The organism is Streptomyces sp. NPDC012888, assembly GCF_042900645.1.
GTDB lineage: Bacteria > Actinomycetota > Actinomycetes > Streptomycetales > Streptomycetaceae > Streptomyces.
Genome location: NZ_JBIBBM010000008.1, coordinates 137,811 through 161,294 on the forward strand (window position 1 = coordinate 137,811; position 23,484 = coordinate 161,294).

Sequence of the window (23,484 nt, forward strand, 5' to 3'; positions counted from 1 at the left end):
CCGGCCCCGCCCGCGTCGCCGGCCGGCCCGCGTCCCTCAGCCCGCGGACTCCGCCGAGGCGACCAGGGTGCGCAGCAGGCCCGCCAGCCGGGTCGTACGCGGCTTCGGCAGGACCTCCGCCACCGCCCGGGGCAGCGCCTGGTCCACGCCGTGCACCACGGACAGGTGGCGCTCGGCGCGGCCGAACGCGGTGTAGACCCAGTCCCGGGACAGCACGTCGGCCGCGTCGCCCGGCAGCACGGCCACCACGGCCGGCCAGCGGGAGCCGACCGCCTGGTGCGCGGTCAGCGCCCAGCCGTGCCGCACCGCCGACTCGACCCGGTCCTTCGGCACGGTCAGCCGGCCGCCGGGAGCGTCGCCCCGGTCGAGGTGCAGCCCTTCGGCGTCGGCGGACACCACCCGCGCGGGGACGGCCCGGCCGGGCGAGGGCACGTACACGACCCGGTCGCCGGGGTCGAAGCCGCCGAACCGGCCGGGGCCGGGGTTCAGGCGTTCCTTCAGGGCCGCGTTGAGCGCCCGGGTGCCGGCGGAACCGGCGTGCCCCGGGGTGATCACCTGGATGTCCCCGGCCGTGAGGCCGAAGGTACGGGGCACGGACTCGGTCACCAGCTGGACCGTGCGGTGCACGGCCTCGCCGGCGTCCCGCACGGGCACGATCACCACCTCGTGGCCCGGGGCGTCGACCCGGGCGAGCTCACCCACGCCGATACCGGAGACCAGCTCGCCGAGCGGGCCGGGGTCCGGGGTCCGCGAGGCCGCCTGCGGGCAGATCCGGGCGGCCAGCACGTCCGCGAACACCCGGCCGGGGCCGGCCGATCCGAGCACGCCGGGGTCCCCGGAGAGCACCAGCCGGGCGCCGTCGGGCACCGACTCGACGAGCGCGGCCGCGCCCTCCACGTCCAGCTGGGGGGCGTCCAGTACGACCAGCAGGTCCAGCTCCCACTGCCCGTCCCCGTCGCGCGCCGGGCCCTCGGTGCCGTCCAGGAGTCCGGCGACCGTCACGCAGCCCTCGCCGCCGGGGCGGGCCGCCAGGCGGTCCCGCTCCCGCGCGGTGTGGGCGGCCAGCCAGGCGCGCAGGCCCAGCCGGCGGGCGGCCGCCAGCAGGGCGAGCGGTTCCGCGCGGGCCGCCTCGCCGCCGGTGTGGGCGACGAGGCCGTGCCCGGCCGCGGCGCGCATCAGCTCGGCGGCGGAGGGGCTCGGTGCTTCGGCCGCGGCCGCGGCCCAGTCCGCGGGCCCGCCGAAGGTGTTGACCAGCCGGACCAGCCCGTCCGCGAGGCTCTCCTCGGCCAGGGCGGCGCCTTCCAGGCCCACCAGGATGCGGACGGGCTGCTCCTCGCCCTCCCCGGCCGGCTCGCCCACCGGCTCGTGGAACACCAGGACGGCGCCGTCGCCGATGGCCGCTTCCAGGGCGGCGTCCGGGTCGGGGACGGCGTACTGGCCGAGGGCGGACGCCAGGACGGGTGCCTCCAGGGCGGTGTGGCCCTTGACGGCGGCCTGGGAGAGCAGCCAGACGACCAGGGCGGTGGTGCGGCGCTCGTCGGCGGGCCCGCACTCGGGGCCGAGGAGGGCACGGGCGAAACCGTCGGCCTGGGAGGGTCGTACGCCGGGTACGGCGAGCAGCTGCCAGGGGTCCCTGGCGAGCAGGTCCGCGGCGGCTTCGCCGAACAGCCCGGCGGCCGGGGCGGCGAGCGCCTCGGGGGCGCCGCCCCGGGCCAGCAGGGCCCGTACGGCCGCGACCGCGTCGGCGGAGGGCCCGGCGACGGGGGCGGGCGCGGCGGGACGCGGCGGGGCGGGCGCCGGCGCGGGGGCCCGGCGGGGGGCGGTGGGCGCCTCGTCGAAGAAGACGGGGCCGGGCTTCTCCCCGCTCTCCACGGCCCGTACGGCGGCCAGCAGGTCGGCGGCCTTGCCGCTCAGCTTGGCGCCCGCCTCGATCGGAGCGGCCCGCTCCGCCTTCCGCCGGGCGATCCGCTCCCGCTCCACCCTCTGCGCGGCCAGCTCGGCCTCGGCCTCGCTCAGCGCCTGCGCCCCGCCGGAGCCGTCCCCGGCCCCGTCCGCTCCTGCGCCGGCTTCCGTCGCTTCCGCGCCGGCTTCCGTCCCGTCCGCCGTGTCGCCGTCCGCCGTGTCGCCGTCCACCGTGTTCGCGTCGGCCGTACCTGCTCCGCCCTGCGTCGTGCCCGTGTCGGCCTCCGCCGCGTCCGCGGCCTCCGCCGCCTCGAGGCCCGCCTCGACCGCTTCCGCGTCCGCCGGCTCCGGGTCGGCTCCGGCCGCGGCGTCCTCCGGTGCGGGGGTCGAGTCGGGGGTGCTCCCGGGCTCCGGCGAGTCCGCGGCGGGGGGGCGTCCGGCGGACCGCTGACCGGCGGCCGCGTCGGCCGCCCCCGGCTCCGCCCCGGGCCCGGGGTGCGGGGGGGTGGGGGTGGAGGGCTCGGGGGCCCGGTCCGTGGTCACAGGGTGCTCCAGTCCTGGTCGGGGTAGCGGTGCACGGGGGCCGACACGTCGTCCAGCGCCCGGCGGATCTCCTCGGGAAGACTAAGGGTCTCCGCCGACAGCGCCTCCGTGAGCTGCGCCGACGTCCGCGCGCCGACCACCGGCGCGGCCACCCCGGGCCGGTCCCGCACCCACGCCAGGGCCACCTGGAGCGGGGTCACGGCGAGCCCGTTCGCCGCCGTCGTGACCGCGTCCACGATCCGGCTCGACGCGTCGTCCAGGTACGGCTCGACGAACGCCGCCAGGGTCTCCGACGCACCCCGCGAGTCCGCCGGCACCCCGCTGCGGTACTTGGCGGTGAGGACCCCCCGGCCCAGCGGCGAGGAGGGCAGCAGCCCCACCCCCAGGTCCAGCGCGGCCGGCAGGACCTCCCGCTCCACTCCCCGCTGGAGGAGCGAGTACTCCATCTGCGTCGAGGCGAGCCGGGTCCGTACCCCGGGCCCGGCCAGCTGCCAGGTCGCCGCCTTCGCCAGCTGCCAGCCGGAGAACCCGGCGACCCCCGCGTAGCGGGCGCGCCCGCTGGCCACCGCCTGGTCCAGCACCTGGAGGGTCTCCTCCAGCGGGGTGTGCGGGTCGAAGCCGTGGATCTGCCACAGGTCCACGTGGTCGGTGCCGAGCCGGGCCAGCGAGTCGTCCAGCGCGGCCAGCAGGTGGCCGCGCGAGCCGTCGACCCGGCGGTCGGGCGCCCGTACCGAGCCCGCCTTCGTGGCGATCACCAGGTCGTCGCGCGGTACGAGGCCGCCGACCAGCTGCCCCAGCAGGTACTCGGCCTCCCCGCCGCCGTACACGTCGGCGGTGTCGACGAGGGTGCCGCCCGCCTCCCAGAAGGTCTTCAGCTGTTCCGCGGCGGCCTGGTCGTCGGTGTCGCGCCCCCAGGTCAGCGTGCCGAGGCCGATGCGGGACACGCGCAGGCCGGTGCGGCCGAGATGCCTCTGCTCCATGACCGCTGAGACTACTGGGGCCCTGACGCGACGGACCTCGGCGCGCTACAGTCCCCGCAGACCTGAGTTACTGATCGGTAAGCGGAACGGTAAGGGGACACACCATGCGGCTCGGCATCAACCTCGGCTACTGGGGCGCGGGCATGGACGCCGACAACCTCGCCGTGGCCCAGGAGGCGGACCGCCTCGGCTACGAGGTGTGCTGGGCGGCGGAGGCCTACGGCTCGGACGCGCCGACCGTGCTCGCCTGGGTCGCGGCGCAGACCGAGCGGATCGACGTCGGCTCCGCGATCATGCAGATCCCGGCCCGGCAGCCCGCCATGACCGCGATGACCGCCGCCACCCTGGACTCCCTCACCGGCGGCCGGTTCCGCCTCGGACTCGGCGTCTCCGGCCCGCAGGTCTCCGAGGGCTGGTACGGCGTGCGGTTCGACAAGCCGCTGGCCCGCACCCGCGAGTACGTGGAGATCGTCCGCAAGGCCATGAGCCGGGAGCGGCTCACCCACGACGGCGAGCACTGGACCCTGCCGCTGCCCGGCGGCCCCGGCAAGCCGATCAAGCTCACCGTGCACCCGACCCGCCCGCACATCCCGCTCTACATCGCGGCGATCGGGCCCAAGAACCTGGAACAGACCGGTGAGATCGCCGACGGCGCGCTGCTCATCTTCCCGGCCGCCGAACACCTGGAGGAGACCGCCCTGCGGCACGTCCGGGCCGGCCGCGAGAAGGCCGGGCTGACCATGGACGGCTTCGACGTCTGCCCCACCGTCCCCCTCGCCGTCGGCGAGGACGTGAACGGCCTCGCCGACATGTTCCGCCCCTACACCGCCCTGTACGTCGGCGGCATGGGAAGCCGGAAGCAGAACTTCTACAACCAGCTCGCCCAGCGCATGGGGTACGAGAAGGAGGCCGCGGAGATCCAGGACAAGTACCTGGCCGGGGACAAGCAGGGCGCCGCCGCCGCGGTCCCGCACTCGCTGATCGACTCCACCACCCTGCTCGGCCCGGTCGAGCGGATCGCCGACGGCATGCGCGCCTACGCCGAGGCCGGGGTCACCACCCTCACACTGGCCCCGGCGGGCTTCACGCTGGACGAGCGGATCACCGCCCTGCGGGCCGGCACCGAGGCCCTGGAGCGGGCCGGCCTCGCGTAGAGGCGGGAGGCCGGGGCGGCACCGCGGCCGTGGTGGGGGCTCGGGGGTCTTCCCCGCCACGGCCGTCACCCCCATCAACGCGCGGGACGCCCCGGGGTTACGCGCCCCGCCTTCACCCGTTCGCGTCCTTCGTTCGGCCGAGTGCCGTGATGTCTCGGTTGCCCGGGCCCGCGTTCCGGACTTCAGTGGACCCCTGGGGACCCCGTGGTCCCCGGGTACGCCCGCGCCCGGAGGTGGCCGATGCTCTCTGCCCGAAGCCTGTTCCAGGAGATCGTCGACGACGACGAGTCCTTCCGGCTGTTCTGCTCCATCGCCGCCAGCGGCGAGAGCCAGGGCGGCTGGGAGAACGCCCGGATCGCCGCCCTGGTGCCCGACGGCATGCGCGGCATGGCACCCAAGATCGCCCGGCACGGCGCCGACGAGGACAAGCACGGCCGCATCTTCAACGCCCTGCTCCGCAAACGCGGGCTCACCCCCGTCCCGGTACCGCCCGAGACCGACTACACCATGCTGCTGGAGCGCCGCGGGATCGGCCTCGCCCACGGCAAGCTCCGCGGGGACGAGCCGCTGACCGAACGGGACATCGTCGTCTACCTCTCGCACAGCCGGGTCACCGAGCAGCGCGCGGCGGACCAGATGGTCATGCTCGTCAAGCACTTCGGGGACCACCCCGAACTCGGCCGGGCCATCCGCATGATCAGCAACGACGAGGACAACCACCTCGCCTACTGCCATGAGGAACTGCTCCGCCTCGCCCGTGCCGGCCACGGCCGGACCATCCACCAGGTGCTCCGGGAGAGCGCCCTCGCCGAGATCGCCGTCTACCGGGACGTCAGCCTCGCCGTCATGGACCACATGGGCCGCCTCCTGAAGTGGCCGGCGCCCAAGGCCGCCGCGCTCGCCGCCGGCATCCGGGCCGTGTACGCCTACGAGCGCTTCGCCGGCTGGCACCGGATGGTCGGCCTCGCCATGCCGGAGCGCCGCGACGCCCTCGGCGGACCGGCCACCACCGCCCCCGAGTTCGCCTGAGGGCAGGCCGGGGGGCAGGTCTGGAGGCAAGCCGGCGGCAGGCCTGGAGGCAGGCGCGGAGCGAGCCGCCTAGAGCCAGCCCCGGCGCTTGAACAGGCGGTGCAGGCCCACGCAGGCCCCCGCCATCACCAGCACCGTGGCCGGATACCCCCACCACTGCCTGAGTTCCGGCATGTGCTCGAAGTTCATGCCGTAGATGCCGGCGACCATCGTCGGCACCGCCGCCATCGCCGCCCACGCCGAGATCTTCCGCATGTCGTCGTTCTGCCGGACGCCCATCTGCGCCAGGTGCGCGGCCAGCGCGTCCGACAGCAGCCGGTCCAGCCCCTCGATGTACTCGTTGGCCTTGGTCAGGTGGTCGGCGACGTCGCGGAAGAACGGCCGCGAGTGGTCGTCCACGAACGGCACCGTCCCGAAGGCCAGCCGGTTCATCGGCGTCAGCAGCGGACTCGTGGCCCGCCGGAACTCCAGCACCTGCCGCTTGAACCCGTAGATCCGCGCCGCGATCGACTTCGCGTCGGTCTGGTTCGGCGCGAACACCTGCGCCTCCAGCTCCTCCAGGTCCGCCTGGAGCTCCGCGGCCACCTCGATGTAGTGGTCCACCACCGCGTCACTCACCGCGTACAGCACCGCCGTCGGCCCGTGCCGCAGCACCTCCGGCTCCTGCTCCAGCCGCCCGCGCACCGCGGCCAGCGCCCCGCCCCGGCCGTGCCGGACGGTGACGACGAACGAGTCGCCGACGAAGACCATCAGCTCGCCCGTGCTCACCGTGTCCGTGTCGTCGTCGTACAGGACCGGCTTGAGCACCGCGAACAGCGAGTCGTCGTACACCTCCAGCTTCGGCCGCTGGTGGGCGGTCAGCGCGTCCTCCACCGCCAGCGGGTGCAGCCCGAACTCCTCGCTGACGTGTCCGAACTCCTTCTCCGTCGGCTCGTACATGCCCACCCAGAGGAAGGCGTCCCCGGCCGCCCGGGCCTCGTCCAGGGCGTCGGAGAAGTCCGCCGGGCCCTCGGTGCGCCGGCCGTCCCGGTAAATCGCGCAGTCCACAATCACGCCGCGCATTCTCCTCCGCCCGGCCGCCGTCCGCACGCCGGGCCCCGGGCGGCGGGACCGTACCCTTGGCCGCATGGCCACGCTGATCCTCGTACGACACGGGCGGTCCACCGCCAACACCGCCGGGCTGCTCGCCGGATGGACCCCCGGCGTCACCCTCGACGAGCGCGGCACCGCCCAGGCCGCCGCCCTCCCCGCACGGCTCGCCGGCCTGCCCCTGGCCGCGGCCGTCACCAGCCCCCTGGAACGCTGCCGGCAGACCCTCGCCCCGCTGCTCGCCGCCCGGCCCGGGCTGGAGCTGCACACGGACGAGCGGATCGGCGAGTGCCACTACGGGGACTGGTCGGGCCGCAAACTCGCCGAACTCGCCGACGAACCCCTGATGCGCGTCGTCCAGCAGCACCCGTCCGCCGCGGTGTTCCCCGGCGGGGAGTCCATGCGCGCCATGCAGGCCCGCGCCGTGGACGCCGTGCGCGACTGGAACGCCAGGGTCGAGCGGGAGCACGGCGAGGACGCCGTCTACCTGATGTGCTCGCACGGCGACATCATCAAGTCGCTGGTCGCCGACGCCCTCGGCATGCACCTGGACATGTTCCAGCGCGTCCACGTCGACCCCTGCTCCGTCACCGCGATCCGCTACAGCCCCACCCGGCCGTTCCTGCTCAGGCTGGGCGACACCGGCGACTTCGCCTCCCTGGCCCCGCGCGAGAACAACGCGGACAAAGCAGTCGAAGAAGGCGGGAACGCGGTCGTGGGGGGCGGCGCGGGCGCCGGGTGATCGAACGGCGCAGTAGGGTGGACTGAACCAACACGCGTGCGCCGCCCCGCCCCCCGCCGCCGGCCCCGCCGGACCTGCCGCCGAGACTTGGAGACTGGACGTGCCCCGTCACGTGTTCCTCTACGACCCGCCGGACCGCTTCGTCGCCGGCACGGTCGGCCTGCCTGGACGCCGTACGTTCTTCCTCCAGGCCTCCGCCGGAGCCCGGATGACCAGCGTGTCCCTGGAGAAGACCCAGGTCGCCGCGCTGGCCGAGCGGATGGACGAACTCCTGGACGAGGTCGTTCGCCGCACCGGCGGCAACGCCGCGGTCCCGGCCGTCGCCCCTGCCGAGGCCGCCGACACCGCCCCGCTGGACGTGCCGGTGGACGAGGAGTTCCGCGTCGGCACCATGGCCCTCGCCTGGGACGGCGAGCACCAGCGGATGATCGTCGAGGCGCAGGCGCTGGTGGAGCTGGACGCCGACTCCGAGGAGGAGCTCGCCGAGGCGGAGGAACGGCTCCTGCAGGACGAGGAGAACGGCCCGCCGATGCTCCGCGTCCGGCTCACCGGCGCCCAGGCGCGGGCCTTCGCCAAGCGGGCCCTGGACGTGGTCAACGCCGGCCGGCCGCCGTGCCCGCTGTGCAGCCTCCCGCTGGACCCCGAGGGGCACGTCTGCCCCCGCCAGAACGGATACCGGCGGCAGGTGTGACCGCCGTGACCCCCGGTGAGGGACTCCACGAGGGCCGCGGGGGCCCCGGGCGGCCCGTGGACACCGACCCGGACACCGCCCCGGGCTCGGACACCCCGGGCACGGACACCCCGGGCTCGGACACCCCGGCCCTCCGGGAGGTGCTCACCCGGGGCGACCTCGCCGTCCGCGGCCGGATCGCCGAGGCCTCCAACGCCGTCCTGCTGTGCACCGCCAGCCTCGGCGGCACCACCGCCGACTGCGTCTACAAGCCGGTCAAGGGCGAGCGCCCGCTGTGGGACTTCCCCGACGGCTCCCTGGCCCGCCGCGAGGTCGCCGCGTACCTGGTCTCCGAGGCCACCGGCTGGGGGCTGGTGCCGCCGACCGTGCTGCGCGAGGGCCCGTACGGCGAGGGCATGGTCCAGCACTGGATCCACGGCGCGGACGAGGAGCCCGCGGAGGGCGCCCTGCTCGCCCTGGTCGAGGGCGAGGAGGCGGGGGAGGGCTGGAAGCCGGTCGCCTTCGCCGAGGTCGGGGACGGCCGCACCGCGCTGCTGGTGCACGCCGACGACCCGAGGCTGCGCCGGCTGTCCGTACTCGACGCCGTGATCAACAACGGGGACCGCAAGGGCGGGCACCTGCTCGCGGCCGGCGACGGCCGGCTCTACGGCATCGACCACGGCGTCACCTTCCACGTCGAGGACAAGCTCCGCACCCTGCTGTGGGGCTGGGCCGGCGAACCGCTCACCGACGAGGCCCTGCGGGTGCTCGGCTCGCTGGCCGGGCAGCTCGCCGACGGAGCCCCGCTCGCCACCCGGCTGGCCGAACTGATCACGCCCGCCGAGCTGGCCGCCGTACGGGACCGGGTGGCCGTACTGCTGCGTACACGCATCCACCCGCGGCCCTCGGGGCAGTGGCCGGCCATCCCGTGGCCGCCCGTCTGACACGGCGCTGACCTGCGCGGACGGCCATGCACACCGGTGGGGGAAACGCAAGGGTGGGGTTCCGGCCAACAGTACGGATCCGGTTCGTTTCCGGAACATCCGTCCGGTTAGGCTCAAGACATGCATGCCTGGCCCGCTTCTGAGGTTCCCGCCCTGCCCGGCAAGGGCCGCGACCTCCAGATCCACGACACCGCGACCGACGGGAAGGTAACCCTTTCCCCCGGTCCCGTCGCCCGTATCTACGTCTGCGGGATCACCCCGTACGACGCGACCCACATGGGTCACGCGGCGACCTACAACGCGTTCGACCTCGTGCAGCGCGTGTGGCTCGACACCAAGCGGCAGGTCCACTACGTCCAGAACGTCACGGACGTGGACGACCCGCTGCTGGAGCGGGCGCTGCGCGACGGCCACGACTGGACCGAGCTCGCCGAGCGCGAGACCGCGCTGTTCCGCGAGGACATGACCGCCCTGCGGATGCTGCCCCCGCAGCACTACATCGGCGCGGTCGAGGCCATACCGGGCATCGTGCCCCTGGTGGAGCGGCTGCGGGACGCGGGTGCCGCGTACGAGCTGGACGGCGACGTCTACTTCTCGGTGGAGTCCGACGCGCACTTCGGGGCCGTGTCGCGGCTCGACGCGGAGGCGATGCGGCTGCTGTCCGCGGAGCGCGGCGGCGACCCCGAGCGGCCCGGCAAGAAGAACCCGCTCGACCCGATGCTGTGGATGGCGGCGCGGGACGGCGAACCGAGCTGGGACGGCGCCTCGCTCGGGCGCGGCCGCCCCGGCTGGCACATCGAGTGCGTCGCCATCGCCCTCGACCACCTCGGGATGGGCTTCGACATCCAGGGCGGCGGGTCCGACCTGGCCTTCCCGCACCACGAGATGGGCGCTTCGCACGCGCAGGTGCTGACGGGGGAGTACCCGATGGCCAAGGCGTACGTGCACGCGGGCATGGTCGCCCTGAACGGCGAGAAGATGTCGAAGTCCAAGGGCAACCTGGTCTTCGTCTCCGCGCTGCGCCGTGCGGGCGTGGACCCGGTCGCGATCCGGCTGGCGCTGCTGTCCCGCCACTACCGGGCGAACTGGGAGTGGACCGACGCGGTGCTGGCGGAGGCGGAGGAGCGACTGGCGCGCTGGCGCGCGGCCGTCTCCCAGCCGGACGGCCCGTCCGCCGACGCGGTCCTCGAGCGGGTGCGCGCGGCGCTCGCGGACGACCTGGACGCGCCGGCGGCTCTGGCGGCGGTCGACGCGTGGGCTGCGCGGCAGGAGGCGGAGGGCGGCGAGGACGAGTCCGCCCCCGGCCTGGTCTCCCGCACGGTCGACGCGCTCCTGGGCGTAGCCCTCTGACCCCCGAAGCCCCGCCGCGCCCCTGGCCCGGCGGGGCTTCGCGCCGCGGCGCCGCCGGCGGGCCGTAGCCGGCCCGAGCGGCGTTCGAGCGGGCCCGGCCGTAGCCGCGGGCGGGCAGGTGTCGCGCCGCCCGGGCACGGCCCGGGGTTACGGGGTCGGGGGGTCTTCTTCGGGGGTGGGCGGGTCTTCCGGCTTCGGCTTCGGGCGGTTGACCGAGCCCGGGTCGCGGAAGTACGTGCCGCCGGACTCCGTCGCCGTGCCCGGATCCGCGGCCGACGGGTCCCGCCGCCGCAGGTACCGCTCGAACTCGCGGGCGATCGCCTCGCCCGACGCCTCGGGCAGGTCCGCCGTGTCCCGCGCCTCCTCCAGCGTCTGGACGTACTCCGCGACCTCGCTGTCCTCCGCCGCCAGTTGGTCCACGCCCAGCTGCCAGGCGCGCGCGTCCTCCGGGAGCTCGCCCAGCGGGATCCTGATGTCGATCAGGTCCTCCAGCCGGTTCAGGAGGGCCAGCGTGGCCTTCGGGTTGGGCGGCTGCGACACGTAGTGGGGGACCGCCGCCCAGAGCGAGACGGCCGGCACGCCCGCGTGCGTGCACGCCTCCTGGAGGATGCCGACGATGCCCGTCGGGCCCTCGTAGCGGGTCTCCTCCAGCTCCATCGTGCGCGCCAGGTCCGGGTCCGAGGTCACCCCGCTGACCGGCACCGGCCGGGTGTGCGGGGTGTCGCCCAGCAGCGCGCCGAGGATGACCACCATCTCGACGCCGAGCTCGTGCGCGAAGCCGAGCAGCTCGTTGCAGAACGACCGCCACCGCATGGACGGTTCGATGCCCCGCACCAGCACCAGGTCGCGCGGCTTGGCGCCGCCGATCCGCACCACCGACAGCCGGGTCGTCGGCCAGGTGATCTTCCGCACGCCGTTGTCCAGCCACACCGTCGGCCGGTTGACCTGGAAGTCGTAGTAGTCCTCGGCGTCCAGCGCCGCGAAGACCTCGCCCTTCCATTCCCGGTCCAGGTGCGCCACCGCACCGGAGGCCGCGTCTCCCGCGTCGTTCCAACCCTCGAACGCGGCCACCATGACCGGGTCGATCAGCTCGGGCACGCCCTCCAGCTCGATCACCCAGGTCTCCTTCCCGAAGTCTCCTCGTGTACGGGGGCCAGCCTATGCCTTGAGGGGACGGCAGCCACAGCCCACGGCAAAGGGGCGGTCCCGTCCGGAACCGCCCCTGCGCCGTGCGTCGCGCGCGCCCGCCCGCGTCACTTGCGGGCGAGCATCTCCGCGACCCGGAGCCGGACCGACTCGTCGTCCAGACCGCGGACGGTGACCGTGGTGCGGCGGCGCAGCACGTCGTCCACCGTCTCGGCCCACTCGAAGTCCCGCGCGTACGCGACCTGCGCCCAGATCTCCGGGCCGTCCTCGTGGATCCGCTCGCCGAGTCCGGGGTTCTCGTTGACCATGCGGGCGATGTCGAAGGCCAGCGAACCGTAGTGGGTGGCCAGGTGCTTGGCGGTCAGCGGGTCCATCCGCGTGCCCGGGTCCCGGTCCACCAGCAGGCGGTGCGCGACCGCGTTCGGGTTGGCGACGCCGGGCAGCGGCACCCGGCGGACCAGCGACTTCACCGGCTCCATGTCCTCGGTCAGCGGGCTGCCGGGGAGCTTGGCCAGCTTGTCCATGACCACGCGGCCGATGTGCCGGTACGTCGTCCACTTGCCGCCGGCCACCGACAGCATGCCGCCGCGGCCCTCGGTGACGACCGTCTCGCGCTTGGCCTGGGCCACGTCGCCCGGGCCGCCGGGCAGCACCCGCAGGCCGGCGAAGGCGTACGTCATCAGCGAGCGGTCCAGGTCGGCGTCCTTGATGGAGAACGCCGCCTCGTCCAGGATCTGCTGGATGTCGGACTCGGTGGCGCGCACGTCCGCCGGGTCGCCCTCGTACTGCGTGTCGGTGGTCCCCAGCAGGAGCTGGTCCTCCCACGGCAGGGCGAAGGTGATGCGGTACTTGTCGATCGGGGTGGCCATGGCGGCCTTCCACGGCGACTTCCGCTTCATCACGATGTGCGCACCCTTGGACAGCCGGATCGACGGCGCCACGTGCTTGTCTTCCATGCGCCGCAGGTGGTCCACCCACGGGCCGGTGGCGTTGAGCACGACCCGCGCGTCGATGCCGAACTCGGTGCCGTCCAGACGGTCCTTGAGCTCGGCGCCGGTGACCCGGCCGCGGGACGTCCGCAGGCCGGTGACCTCGGCGTGGTTGAGGACGACCGCGCCCGACTCGACGGCCGCGCGGACCGTCATGACGGCGACCCGGGAGTCGTTCATCTGGTGGTCGTAGTAGACCGCGACGGCCTTGAGGTTGTCGGTCTTCAGGCCGGGGTTGTCGGCGGCGGCACGGGCCGGCGATATGACCTTGCCCATGCCGTCGCCGAAGGCCGAGAGGGCGGAGTAGGCGAAGACGCCCGCGCCCAGCTTGGCCGCACCCACCGGGCCGCCCTTGTAGACCGGCAGGTAGAAGGTGAGCGGGTTGACCAGGTGCGGGGCCACGTCCTTGGCCAGTACCCGCCGCTCGTGGTGGTTCTCGGCGACCAGCTTCACCGCGCCGGTCTGCAGGTAGCGCAGACCGCCGTGGACCAGCTTGGAGGAGGCCGAGGAGGTGGCGCCGGCGAAGTCGCCGGCGTCCACCATGGCGACCCGCAGGCCCGACTGCGCGGCGTGCCAGGCCACCGAGGTGCCCAGGATGCCACCGCCGATGACCAGCAGGTCGTACGTGGCCTTCGCCAGCTGCTCGCGGGTCTCGGCACGGCTCGCGTTCGAACCGGCGGTCGGGTGCGTGCCCAGGGCGGGCACGCTCTGCAGGCTGCTCATGTCTCTAGCTCCTCGTCGTCGCTTGCGTCAGCTGATGCGTGCGGCGCTCAGCTGGCGTCTTCGTCGTCGATCCAGCTCATGGTCCGCTGTACGGCCTTGAGCCAGTTCTTGTACTCGGCCTCGCGCTGCTCGGCGGGCATCCGCGGGGTCCACTCGGCGGCCCGGCGCCAGTTGGCGCGCAGGGCGTCGGTGTCCGGCCAGAAGCCGACGGCGAGGCCGGCGGCGTAGGCCGCGCCGAGGCAGGTGGTCTCGGCGACCATGGGACGGACCACGGGGGCGTCCAGGAAGTCCGAGAGCGTCTGCATCAGCAGGTTGTTGGAGGTCATGCCGCCGTCGACCTTCAGGGCGGACAGTTCGACGCCCGAGTCCTTGGTCATGGCGTCGGTGATCTCACGGGTCTGCCAGGCGGTGGCCTCCAGCACGGCACGGGCGATGTGCGCCTTGGTGACGTAACGGGTGAGGCCGGCGATCACACCGCGGGCGTCGGAGCGCCAGTACGGGGCGAACAGGCCGGAGAAGGCGGGCACGAAGTACGCGCCGCCGTTGTCCTCGACCGAGGAGGCCAGGGTCTCGATCTCGGCCGCGGACTTGATCAGGCCCATCTGGTCGCGCATCCACTGGACGAGCGAGCCGGTGACGGCGATGGAGCCCTCCAGGGCGTAGACCGGCTTCTGGTCGCCGATCTGGTAGCCGACCGTGGTCAGCAGGCCGCTGTAGGAGTTGATGATCTTGTCGCCGGTGTTCATCAGCATGAACGTCCCGGTGCCGTACGTGGACTTGGCCTCGCCCTCGGCGAAGCAGGTCTGGCCGAACAGGGCGGCCTGCTGGTCGCCGAGCGCGGACGCGACGGGCACGCCGGCCAGGACGCCCTCCTTGACCTCGCCGTAGACCTCGGCGGAGGAGCGGATCTCCGGCAGCACGGCGGCCGGGATGTCCATGGAGGCGAGGATGCGCTCGTCCCAGGACAGCTCGTGCAGGTTCATCAGGAGGGTGCGGGAGGCGTTGGTGACGTCGGTGACGTGCACGCCGCCGTCGACGCCGCCGGTCAGGTTCCAGATGACCCAGGAGTCCATGGTGCCGAACAGGATGTCGCCGGCCTCGGCGCGCTCGCGCAGGCCCTCGACGTTGTCGAGCAGCCAGCGGACCTTGGGGCCGGAGAAGTAGGAGGCCAGCGGCAGTCCGGTCTCGCGGCGGAAGCGGTCCTGGCCGACGTTGCGGCCGAGCTCCTTGCAGAGGGCGTCGGTGCGGGTGTCCTGCCAGACCAGCGCGTTGTGCACCGGCTCGCCGGTGTTCCTGTCCCACATCAGGGTGGTCTCGCGCTGGTTGGTGATGCCGACGGCCTTGACGTCGGCGGCGGTGATGCCGGCCTTGGAGATGGCTCCGGCGACGACCTCCTGGACGTTGGTCCAGATCTCGGCGGCGTCGTGCTCGACCCAGCCCGGCTTCGGGAAGATCTGCTCGTGCTCCTTCTGGTCGACGGCGACGATGCGGCCGTCGCGGTCGAAGACGATGCAGCGGGAGGAGGTGGTGCCCTGGTCGATCGCGGCGATGAACGGGCCGGTGCTCGTGGTCATGTCTGAAGGCTCCTGAGGTCCGATGAGGTCCGGTGGACGAACGACGTACGGCTTAGACGAACGCGAGGTTGTAGATACCCGCGGCGAGGGCGCCGCCGATCAGCGGGCCGACGACCGGGACCCATGCGTAGCCCCAGTCGGAGCCGCCCTTGTTCGGCAGCGGGAGCAGTGCGTGGACGATGCGCGGACCCAGGTCGCGCGCCGGGTTGATGGCGTAGCCGGTGGGTCCGCCGAGCGAGAGGCCGATGCCCACGACGACCAGGGAGACCATGAGGGCGCCGAGGGTGCCGAGGCCCTTGCCGCTGTCGTTGAGCCCGAAGGCGAGGATCGCGAGCACGAGCACCAGGGTGCCGATGATCTCCGTGGCGAGGTTCTGCCAGACGTTGCGGATCTCGGGGCCCGTGGAGAAGATCCCGAGCACCGGGCCGGCGGCCGGCTCCGTCTTCTGGTCGACCAGTCCGGCCGCCTCCGACTTGACGGAGACGATCTCCGGGTCGGTCAGGTGCGCCTGGAACTGGCCGTAGTACGCGACCCAGGCCAGGGTGGCGCCGATCATCGCGCCGAGCAGCTGGCCGGCGAAGTAGACCGGTACGTTGCCCCACTCGCCGTCCTTGATGGCGATGCCGAGCGTGACGGCCGGGTTGAGGTGCGCGCCGGAGAGGGGGCCGGTCATGTAGGCGGCGGTCAGGACCGCGAAGCCCCACCCGAAGGTGATCGCCAGCCATCCGGCGTTCTGCGCCTTGGAGCGCTTGAGCACGACGGCGCACACCACGCCGGCGCCGAGAAGGATGAGCACGGCGGTACCGATGGTCTCGCCGATGAAGATGTCGGAGCTGGACACCCGCGACTCCTTTGTCCTACGTCCAGGGGGTGGGTGGCGGACCGGGTCCCGTCCGGCCGCCGCGCACTCGGTGAGTGCTTCACCGGTCCTTGGCTTGTCACACCCTAGCGTGTATTGCCGGTAGGTGTTCGACAATGCCGACCGATGAACGGCAGTTTTCCGGCCAGGTGAAGAACGCGTCAAGGGTGTGACCGGCCCGATTGCCGGATCGTTACCACCCGGTACGATCGCCCAAATCCAGCCAAGAAGGGCCTGCAACACGGCGGATCGTGGCTGAAAATGGCCGAAAATGCCAAAGGAGGCCACCGAGTGGCCTCCGGGCAAGGAATCCTCAGCTGGGGCGACCGGTCAGAACCGGCCCGCCCCCAGGTCGCGCGAGACCGCCCGCGCGCAGTCCCGCACCGACGCGACCAGTGCCGGACGCGGCTCCCCCAGATCCCCGCAGACCCGCTCCACGGCACCCGCCACCGCCACCGCGCCCACCGGCATCCGCCGCCGGTCGTGGATCGGAGCCGCCACCGAGGCGAGGCCCTCCCAGGTCTCCTCCACGTCCGCCGCCCAGCCCCGCGCCCGGGTCAGCGCCAGCACCGACTCGAAGCCCTCCAGGTCGGTGACCGTACGGGGGGTGAACGCCTCCCGCTCCGCGTCCACCGCCTGGCTGTGCGCCACCGGGTCGTACGCCGACAGCACCTTTCCCAGTGCGGTGGAGTGCAGCGGCTGCATCGCCCCCACCTCCAGCACCTGCCGGCTGTCGTCCGGCCGGAACACGTGGTGCATGATCAGCACCCCGCTCTGGTGCAGCACCCCCACGTACACGCTCTCGCCGCTCGCCCGGGCCAGGTCGTCGGTCCACACCAGCGCCCGTGCCCGCAGCTCGTGCACGTCCAGGTAGCTGTTGCCCAGCCGCAGCAGCTCCGCGCCCAGCTGGTACCGGCCCGACGCCGGGTCCTGCTCCACGAAGCCCTCGGCCTGGAGGGTGCGCAGGATCCCGTGTGCGGTGCCCTTGGCGAGCCCCAGGGCGGAGGCCACGTCCGACAGCCCCAGCCGGCGCTCCCCGCCCGCCAGCAGCCGCAGCATCGCAGCGGCTCGTTCGAGCGACTGGATGTTCCGTGCCATCGCGCAGCCTCCTGCTCACATAGTTCGACAATGCTGAACAGTATCGGCCCATGCCGACCCTTTGCATTGTTGGGTGAGGCCCGTCAAGACCTCACCTCCGGTGTCGCCCCCGCGCACAGGATGCCGTCCGCCACCTGGGACGCCCTAACCGGGCTTGAGCCGACGCGGTTACGCTGACGGCGTGCCCCCTAGAACAAGGGGTGCAAAGCCGACAGCCGTCGCATCCCAGGGAGCAGAACCATGGCCTCGCTGCCGACGAACCAGCCCGCCGACACCCAGACCCGGGCGGACGCCCTCCGAGAGGCGCTCGCCACCCGCGTGGTCGTGGCCGACGGAGCCATGGGGACCATGCTCCAGGCGCAGGAACCCAGCCTCGACGACTTCGAGCAGCTGGAGGGCTGCAACGAGGTCCTCAACGTGACCCGCCCGGACATCGTCCGTTCGGTCCACGAGGCCTACTTCGCCGCCGGCGTGGACTGCGTCGAGACCAACACCTTCGGCGCCAACCACTCCGCCCTGGCCGAGTACGAGATCGTCGAGCGCAACTTCGAGCTGTCCGAGGCGGGCGCCCGCGTCGCCCGCGAGGTCGCCGACCGCTTCACCGCCGAGACCGGCAGCCAGCGCTGGGTCCTCGGCTCCATGGGTCCCGGCACCAAGCTGCCCACCCTCGGCCACATCGCGTACGGCACCCTCCGCGACGCCTACCAGACCAACGCCGAGGGCCTCATCGCCGGCGGCTCCGACGCCCTGCTCGTCGAGACCACCCAGGACCTCCTGCAGACCAAGGCCTCGATCATCGGCGCCCGCCGCGCCATGGCGGCCCTGGGCGTCGACGTCCCGCTGATCTGCTCCGTCACCGTCGAGACCACCGGCACCATGCTGCTCGGCTCGGAGATCGGCGCGGCCCTGACCTCCCTGGAGCCGCTCGGCGTCGACATGATCGGCCTGAACTGCGCCACCGGCCCCGCCGAGATGAGCGAGCACCTGCGCTACCTGGCCCGCAACGCCCGCATCCCGCTCTCCTGCATGCCCAACGCCGGCCTCCCCGTCCTGACCAAGGACGGAGCCCACTACCCGCTGAGCCCCGCCGAGCTCGCCGACGCCCAGGAGACCTTCGTCCGCGAGTACGGCCTGTCCCTGGTCGGCGGCTGCTGCGGCACCACCCCCGAGCACCTGCGGCAGGTCGTGGAGCGGGTGCGGGGCCTGGCCCCCCAGGCCCGCGAGCCCCGGCCCGAGCCCGGCGCCGCCTCCCTGTACCAGACCGTGCCGTTCCGGCAGGACACCTCGTACATGGCGATCGGCGAGCGGACCAACGCCAACGGTTCGAAGAAGTTCCGCGAGGCCATGCTCGACGCCCGCTGGGACGACTGCGTGGAGATGGCCCGCGACCAGATCCGCGAGGGCGCGCACATGCTCGACCTGTGCGTGGACTACGTCGGCCGCGACGGCGTCGCCGACATGGAGGAGCTGGCCGGCCGCTTCGCCACCGCCTCCACCCTGCCGATCGTGCTGGACTCCACCGAGGTGGCCGTCATCAAGGCGGGCCTGGAGAAGCTCGGCGGCCGCGCCGTCATCAACTCGGTCAACTACGAGGACGGCGACGGACCCGAGTCCCGCTTCGCCCAGGTCACCCGTCTGGCCCAGGAGCACGGCGCCGCCCTGATCGCCCTGACCATCGACGAGGAGGGCCAGGCCCGCACCGTCGAGAACAAGGTCGCCATCGCCGAACGCATCATCGCCGACCTCACCGGCAACTGGGGCATCCGCGAGTCCGACATCCTCATCGACACCCTCACCTTCACCATCTGCACCGGCCAGGAGGAGTCCCGCGGCGACGGCATCGCCACCATCGAGGCGATCCGCGAACTCAAGCGCCGCCACCCGGACGTGCAGACCACCCTGGGCCTGTCGAACATCTCCTTCGGCCTGAACCCGGCCGCGCGCATCCTGCTCAACTCGGTCTTCCTCGACGAGTGCGTCAAGGCCGGCCTGGACTCGGCGATCGTGCACGCCTCGAAGATCCTCCCGATCGCCCGGTTCGACGAGGAGCAGGTCAACACCGCCCTCGACCTCATCTACGACCGGCGCCGCGAGGGCTACGACCCGCTGCAGAAGCTGATGGAGCTGTTCGAGGGCGTCAACACCAAGTCCCTCAAGGCCGGCAAGGCCGAGGAACTGCTGGCCCTGCCCCTGGAGGAGCGCCTCAGGCGCCGCATCATCGACGGCGAGAAGAACGGCCTGGAAGCGGACCTGGACGAGGCGCTGACGACCCGCCCCGCCCTGGACATCGTCAACGACACCCTGCTCGAGGGCATGAAGGTGGTCGGCGAACTGTTCGGTTCCGGCCAGATGCAGCTGCCGTTCGTCCTCCAGTCCGCCGAGGTCATGAAGACCGCCGTGGCCCACCTGGAACCGCACATGGAGAAGTCCGACGCCGAGGGCAAGGGCACCATCGTGCTGGCCACCGTCCGCGGCGACGTCCACGACATCGGCAAGAACCTCGTGGACATCATCCTCTCCAACAACGGCTACAACGTGGTCAACCTGGGCATCAAGCAGCCCGTCTCGGCCATCCTCGAAGCCGCCGAGGAACACCGGGCCGACGTCATCGGCATGTCCGGCCTCCTGGTCAAGTCCACCGTGATCATGAAGGAGAACCTGGAGGAGCTCAACCAGCGCAAGCTGGCCACCACCTACCCCGTCATCCTCGGCGGCGCCGCCCTCACCCGCGCCTACGTCGAACAGGACCTCCACGAGATCTACGAGGGCGAAGTCCGCTACGCCCGCGACGCCTTCGAGGGCCTGCGCCTGATGGACGCCCTGATCGCCGTCAAGCGCGGCGTGCCCGGCGCCACCCTGCCCGAGCTCAAGCAGCGCCGGGTCGCCAAGCGCGACACGCCCGTGCTGGACGTCCAGGAGCCCGAGCAGGGCGGCCGCTCCGACGTGGCGGTCGACAACCCGGTGCCCACCCCTCCGTTCTGGGGCACCCGCGTCGTCAAGGGCATCGGCCTGAAGGACTACGCCTCCTGGCTGGACGAGGGCGCGCTCTTCAAGGGCCAGTGGGGCCTGAAGCAGGCCCGCGCCGGCGGCCCCACCTACGAGGAGCTCGTCGAGACCGAGGGGCGGCCCCGGCTGCGCGGCCTGCTGGAGAAGCTCCACACCGAGAACCTGCTGGAAGCCGCCGTGGTCTACGGCTACTTCCCCTGCGTCTCCAAGGGCGACGACCTGCTCATCCTCGACGAGCGCGGCAACGAGCGGACCCGGTTCACCTTCCCGCGCCAGCGCCGCGGCCGCCGCCTCTGCCTCGCCGACTTCTTCCGCCCCGAGGAGTCCGGCGAGACCGACGTGGTAGGCCTCCAGGTCGTCACCGTCGGCTCCAGGATCGGCGAGGCCACCGCCCGGCTCTTCGAGTCCGACTCCTACCGCGAGTACCTCGAACTGCACGGCCTGTCCGTCCAGCTCGCCGAGGCGCTCGCCGAGTACTGGCACGCCCGGGTCCGCTCCGAACTCGGCTTCGCCGGCGAGGACCCCGCCGACGTCGAGGACATGTTCGCCCTCAAGTACCGCGGCGCCCGCTTCTCCCTCGGCTACGGGGCCTGCCCCGACCTGGAGGACCGCGCCAAGATCGCCGACCTGCTGCAGCCCGAACGCATCGGGGTCCAGCTCTCCGAGGAGTTCCAGCTCCACCCCGAGCAGTCCACCGACGCGATCGTGATCCACCACCCCGAAGCGAAGTATTTCAACGCACGCTGACCCTCCGCGACGTACACTTGTCGGTCCACACAGGCCGGTCGCCTGTTCCCACCGGCGCGCCCCAGGGCGCCCCGCGCGGGAAGAGGTGACCGGCCTTCTCGTCCCTCCGGAAGAGGTAAGCCGAATGACCAGCACCGTTCCCGCCGCCCTCACCCGCACGGCGGACGGCTCGGCCCTGCAGGCGGTGCTGCTCGACATGGACGGCACCCTGGTGGACACCGAGGGCTTCTGGTGGGACGTGGAGGTCGCGGTCTTCGGTGAACTCGGCCACAGCCTGGACGACTCCTGGCGCCACGTGGTCGTCGGCGGCCCGATGACCCGCAGCGCCGGCTTCCTGATCGAGTCCACCGGCGCCGACATCACCGTCGCCGAGCTCAGCGTCCTGCTCAACGAGCGCTTCGAGGCCAGGATCGCCGGACAGGTCCCCCTCATGCCGGGCGCCGACCGCCTGCTCGCCGAACTCGCCCGCCACGGGGTGCCCACCGCCCTCGTCTCCGCCTCCCACCGCCGCGTCATCGACCGCGTCCTGCTCTCCCTCGGGGCCGACCGGTTCGCCCTGACCGTCGCCGGCGACGAGGTGGCCCGGACCAAGCCCCACCCCGACCCGTACCTGTACGCCGCCCAGGCCCTCGGTGCCCACCCCTCCCGCTGCGCCGTCATCGAGGACACCGCCACCGGCGTGGCCGCCGCCGAGGCCGCGGGCTGCCCGGTCGTGGCCGTCCCCTCGGTCGGCCTGATCCCTCCCGCACCCGGCCGGACCGTCGTCCGCTCGCTGGAGGACGTCGACCTGCCCTTCCTCCGCTCGCTCATCACGGTGATGAACTGACCGCGCACGCTCCGTACCGAACGGAACCCCGCCCGAGGGCCCGATCCGCGGAAGGATCTCCCGTACGGAAGACCGGAGGCCGAAATTCCATCCCCTGGGGGGCCTCCCGCGCCGGGTGAGCTTCGTCACCCGGCACGCCGCCTCCGCCCCCCGCGGCACCCCGGCGCACGTTCCCTTGTGTCCGGATTGATCAGCTCCTGACCGGATCTGCCGAGTCCCCTAGGGGAACAGCCAGTTCGCTCCCCTCACCCTGCGGCACCCTCCCCTCCCCAACCGGTTCAAGCCACCCCCTTCCGGGCCACTAATGTCGTCGCGGGCACTTCGCCGCACCTCAGCCGTTCCGGGCGCACACCCACGCGCCCGGAACCGCGTGGACCGATCGTCATGACACCGGCCCGATCGTTCCGCCCAGAACGGGCGACGCCGCGAAGCGCCTGGCGTACAGCTGTGAACAAGTGCCGGGTGAGGGAGTTTTCGAAGCATGAACCGCAAGACCATGGTGCTGACGGCCGCCGCCGCAGGCCTGCTCACCCCCGCGCTCGCCGCCTGCGGCAGCGCGACCGGGGGAGGAGCGGGATCCGGAGCGATCGTCGTCGGGACCACCGACCGGTTCGAGGCCGCCGACTCCGCCCCCGCCCCGTTCGACCCCGCCTACGCCTACGACGCCGGCGCCTGGAACGTGCTGCGCCAGACCCTCCAGACGCTGATGCGCACCCCGCGCGGCGGCGGCAAGCCCGTCCCCGAGGCGGCCTCCGACTGCGCCTTCACGGACGGCACCAACCAGACGTACCGCTGCACCCTGCGGCCGGACCTGGAGTTCGCCAACGGTGACCCGCTCACCGCGAAGGACGTCAAGTTCTCCATCGACCGGGTCCTCGCCATCAAGGACGAGAACGGCCCGGCCTCCCTGCTGTCCACCATCGACCGCACCGAGGCCAAGGGCGAGGACACCGTCGTCTTCCACCTGAAGACCCCCGACGCGACCTTCCCCTACAAGCTCGCCACCCCCGCCACCGGCATCGTCAACAGCAAGACCTACGAGGCGAAGAAGCTCCGCGAGGGCTTCGAGGTCGACGGCTCCGGTCCGTACCGGATGAAGGCCGAGGTCGAGGGCAACCGCATGGTCCGGGCGGTGTTCACCCGCAACGAGAACTACAAGGGCGAACTCAAGCCGAAGACCGACCGGGTCGAGCTCCGCAGCTTCGACGACGCCGAGTCCCTGGGCGACGCGCTCACCGGCGGCAGCGTCCACGTGGTCTCCCGCACCCTGTCGCCGGCCCAGATCAAGCGGTTCTCCGCCACCCCGCCCAAGGGCGTCCGGCTCGTCCCGCTGCCCGGCCTGGAGATCCGCTACCTCGGCTTCAACACCGAGGCCCCCGCCGTCAAGGAGAAGGCCGTACGCCAGGCGCTCGCCGCCGCCGTCGACCGGGCCCGGATCATCGACAAGGTCTACGGCCACAGCGCCCAGCCGCTCTACTCGCTGGTGCCCAGCAGCGTCCCCGGCCACGTCAACTCGTTCTTCAACAAGTACGGGCAGGCCGACACCCAGGCGGCAGCCGGCCTGCTGCGCGCCGCCAACGTGAAGACCCCGGTCAAGCTGACCCTGAACTACACCACGGACCACTACGGCGACGGCACCGCCGCCGAGTTCGAGGCCCTCAAGCAGCAGCTCAACGCGACCAAGCTGTTCGACATCACCGTCCAGGGCACCGACTGGGCGCAGTTCCGGCCCGCGCAGAAGAAGGGCGACTACGCGGCCTACGGCCTCGGCTGGTTCCCCGACTACGCCGACGCCGAGAACTTCCTCGGCCCCTTCCTGGACCAGGACAACTTCCTCGGCACGCCGTACGCGAACGCCACGGTGCGCACCAAGCTCCTCCCCGAGTCGCGCCGGGCCGCCGACCGCACCATGGCCAGCGGCCCGCTCGGCGACATCCAGGACATCGTCGCCGACGACGTGCCCGTCCTGCCGCTGTGGCAGGGCAAGCAGTACGTCGCCGCCCGCGACGGCATCACCGGAGTGGAGTGGTCCGTCAACTCCATCTCCGACCTCCAGCTGTGGGAACTGGGCCGCGGCGTCAGCGGCTGAAACGAAGCACCAAGACTGTGAAGG

Annotated in this window: 17 protein-coding genes; 9 read left to right on the forward strand and 8 right to left on the reverse strand. The window is 72.8% G+C overall.

Annotated features, from left to right (window positions below; translation table 11 throughout):
- Positions 1–36: 36 nt before the first annotated feature.
- Both ACFY61_RS16515 and ACFY61_RS16520 read right to left on the reverse strand, forming a co-directional pair.
- The gene (locus ACFY61_RS16515; RefSeq protein WP_389472353.1) at positions 37–2,445 is read right to left on the reverse strand and encodes a helix-hairpin-helix domain-containing protein; all 2,409 of its coding nucleotides are present in this window, start codon (positions 2,443–2,445) and stop codon (positions 37–39) included.
- Positions 2,442–3,425 carry an aldo/keto reductase gene (locus ACFY61_RS16520; RefSeq protein WP_389472355.1) on the reverse strand — a complete coding sequence of 328 codons (984 nt, stop codon included), beginning with the start codon at positions 3,423–3,425 and terminating at the stop codon, positions 2,442–2,444. Before ACFY61_RS16520 ends, ACFY61_RS16515 begins: the two co-directional genes overlap by 4 nt.
- Positions 3,426–3,529: 104 nt before the next feature.
- Here ACFY61_RS16520 and ACFY61_RS16525 point away from each other — a divergent pair, with 104 nt between their 5' ends.
- Together ACFY61_RS16525 and ACFY61_RS16530 are read left to right on the forward strand one after the other, a co-directional pair.
- Complete coding sequence (locus tag ACFY61_RS16525; RefSeq protein ID WP_389472358.1) at positions 3,530–4,579, forward strand: LLM class F420-dependent oxidoreductase; 1,050 nt, start codon at positions 3,530–3,532, stop codon at positions 4,577–4,579.
- A gap of 240 nt (positions 4,580–4,819) precedes the next feature.
- A complete protein-coding gene (locus tag ACFY61_RS16530) occupies positions 4,820–5,608 on the forward strand; it encodes a ferritin-like domain-containing protein (protein WP_389472361.1) in 789 nt (262 codons plus the stop codon).
- 69 nt (positions 5,609–5,677) lie between these two features.
- On the opposite strand, the gene ACFY61_RS16535 is transcribed toward ACFY61_RS16530, so the two are convergent.
- A complete protein-coding gene (locus ACFY61_RS16535) occupies positions 5,678–6,670 on the reverse strand; it encodes a magnesium and cobalt transport protein CorA (protein ID WP_389472363.1) in 993 nt (330 codons plus the stop codon).
- Between the two features lie 64 nt (positions 6,671–6,734).
- Between ACFY61_RS16535 and ACFY61_RS16540 the strand changes: the two genes are divergently transcribed.
- The 4 genes from ACFY61_RS16540 (at position 6,735) to mshC (ending at position 10,403) form a co-directional block, all read left to right on the forward strand.
- Entirely contained in the window at positions 6,735–7,439 is a 705-nt protein-coding gene (locus ACFY61_RS16540) for a histidine phosphatase family protein (RefSeq protein ID WP_389472366.1), read from the forward strand.
- 100 nt (positions 7,440–7,539) lie between these two features.
- Entirely contained in the window at positions 7,540–8,130 is a 591-nt protein-coding gene (locus tag ACFY61_RS16545; RefSeq protein WP_389472369.1) for a DUF3090 domain-containing protein, read from the forward strand.
- A 140-nt stretch (positions 8,131–8,270) separates the two neighbouring features.
- Positions 8,271–9,053 carry an SCO1664 family protein gene (locus tag ACFY61_RS16550; protein WP_389472730.1) on the forward strand — a complete coding sequence of 261 codons (783 nt, stop codon included), beginning with the start codon at positions 8,271–8,273 and terminating at the stop codon, positions 9,051–9,053.
- 120 nt (positions 9,054–9,173) lie between these two features.
- Entirely contained in the window at positions 9,174–10,403 is a 1,230-nt protein-coding gene (gene mshC, locus ACFY61_RS16555; RefSeq protein WP_389472371.1) for a cysteine--1-D-myo-inosityl 2-amino-2-deoxy-alpha-D-glucopyranoside ligase, read from the forward strand.
- Between the two features lie 147 nt (positions 10,404–10,550).
- Here mshC and ACFY61_RS16560 read toward each other — a convergent pair whose 3' ends face one another.
- From ACFY61_RS16560 to ACFY61_RS16580, 5 genes are all read right to left on the reverse strand, one after another.
- Complete coding sequence (locus ACFY61_RS16560) at positions 10,551–11,519, reverse strand: PAC2 family protein (protein ID WP_389472374.1); 969 nt, start codon at positions 11,517–11,519, stop codon at positions 10,551–10,553.
- A 137-nt stretch (positions 11,520–11,656) separates the two neighbouring features.
- Positions 11,657–13,261: an FAD-dependent oxidoreductase gene (locus ACFY61_RS16565; RefSeq protein WP_389472377.1), complete on the reverse strand. Its 1,605-nt coding sequence runs from the start codon at positions 13,259–13,261 to the stop codon at positions 11,657–11,659.
- Between the two features lie 47 nt (positions 13,262–13,308).
- Positions 13,309–14,835: a glycerol kinase GlpK gene (gene glpK / locus ACFY61_RS16570; protein WP_389472380.1), complete on the reverse strand. Its 1,527-nt coding sequence runs from the start codon at positions 14,833–14,835 to the stop codon at positions 13,309–13,311.
- Between the two features lie 52 nt (positions 14,836–14,887).
- Positions 14,888–15,676 (reverse strand): MIP/aquaporin family protein, encoded by a 789-nt coding sequence (locus ACFY61_RS16575; RefSeq protein WP_389472382.1) that lies wholly within the window; start codon positions 15,674–15,676, stop codon positions 14,888–14,890.
- Between the two features lie 348 nt (positions 15,677–16,024).
- Positions 16,025–16,792: an IclR family transcriptional regulator gene (locus ACFY61_RS16580; RefSeq protein WP_389472385.1), complete on the reverse strand. Its 768-nt coding sequence runs from the start codon at positions 16,790–16,792 to the stop codon at positions 16,025–16,027.
- A gap of 240 nt (positions 16,793–17,032) precedes the next feature.
- Here ACFY61_RS16580 and metH point away from each other — a divergent pair, with 240 nt between their 5' ends.
- The 3 genes from metH to ACFY61_RS16595 all read left to right on the forward strand — a co-directional run bounded on the left by metH (position 17,033) and on the right by ACFY61_RS16595 (position 23,460).
- Positions 17,033–20,545, forward strand: coding sequence for a methionine synthase (gene metH / locus ACFY61_RS16585; protein ID WP_389472387.1), 3,513 nt, complete (start codon positions 17,033–17,035; stop codon positions 20,543–20,545).
- A gap of 124 nt (positions 20,546–20,669) precedes the next feature.
- Complete coding sequence (locus ACFY61_RS16590) at positions 20,670–21,371, forward strand: HAD family hydrolase (protein ID WP_389472390.1); 702 nt, start codon at positions 20,670–20,672, stop codon at positions 21,369–21,371.
- A 481-nt stretch (positions 21,372–21,852) separates the two neighbouring features.
- Positions 21,853–23,460 carry an ABC transporter substrate-binding protein gene (locus tag ACFY61_RS16595; protein ID WP_389472393.1) on the forward strand — a complete coding sequence of 536 codons (1,608 nt, stop codon included), beginning with the start codon at positions 21,853–21,855 and terminating at the stop codon, positions 23,458–23,460.
- Positions 23,461–23,484: the final 24 nt, after the last annotated feature.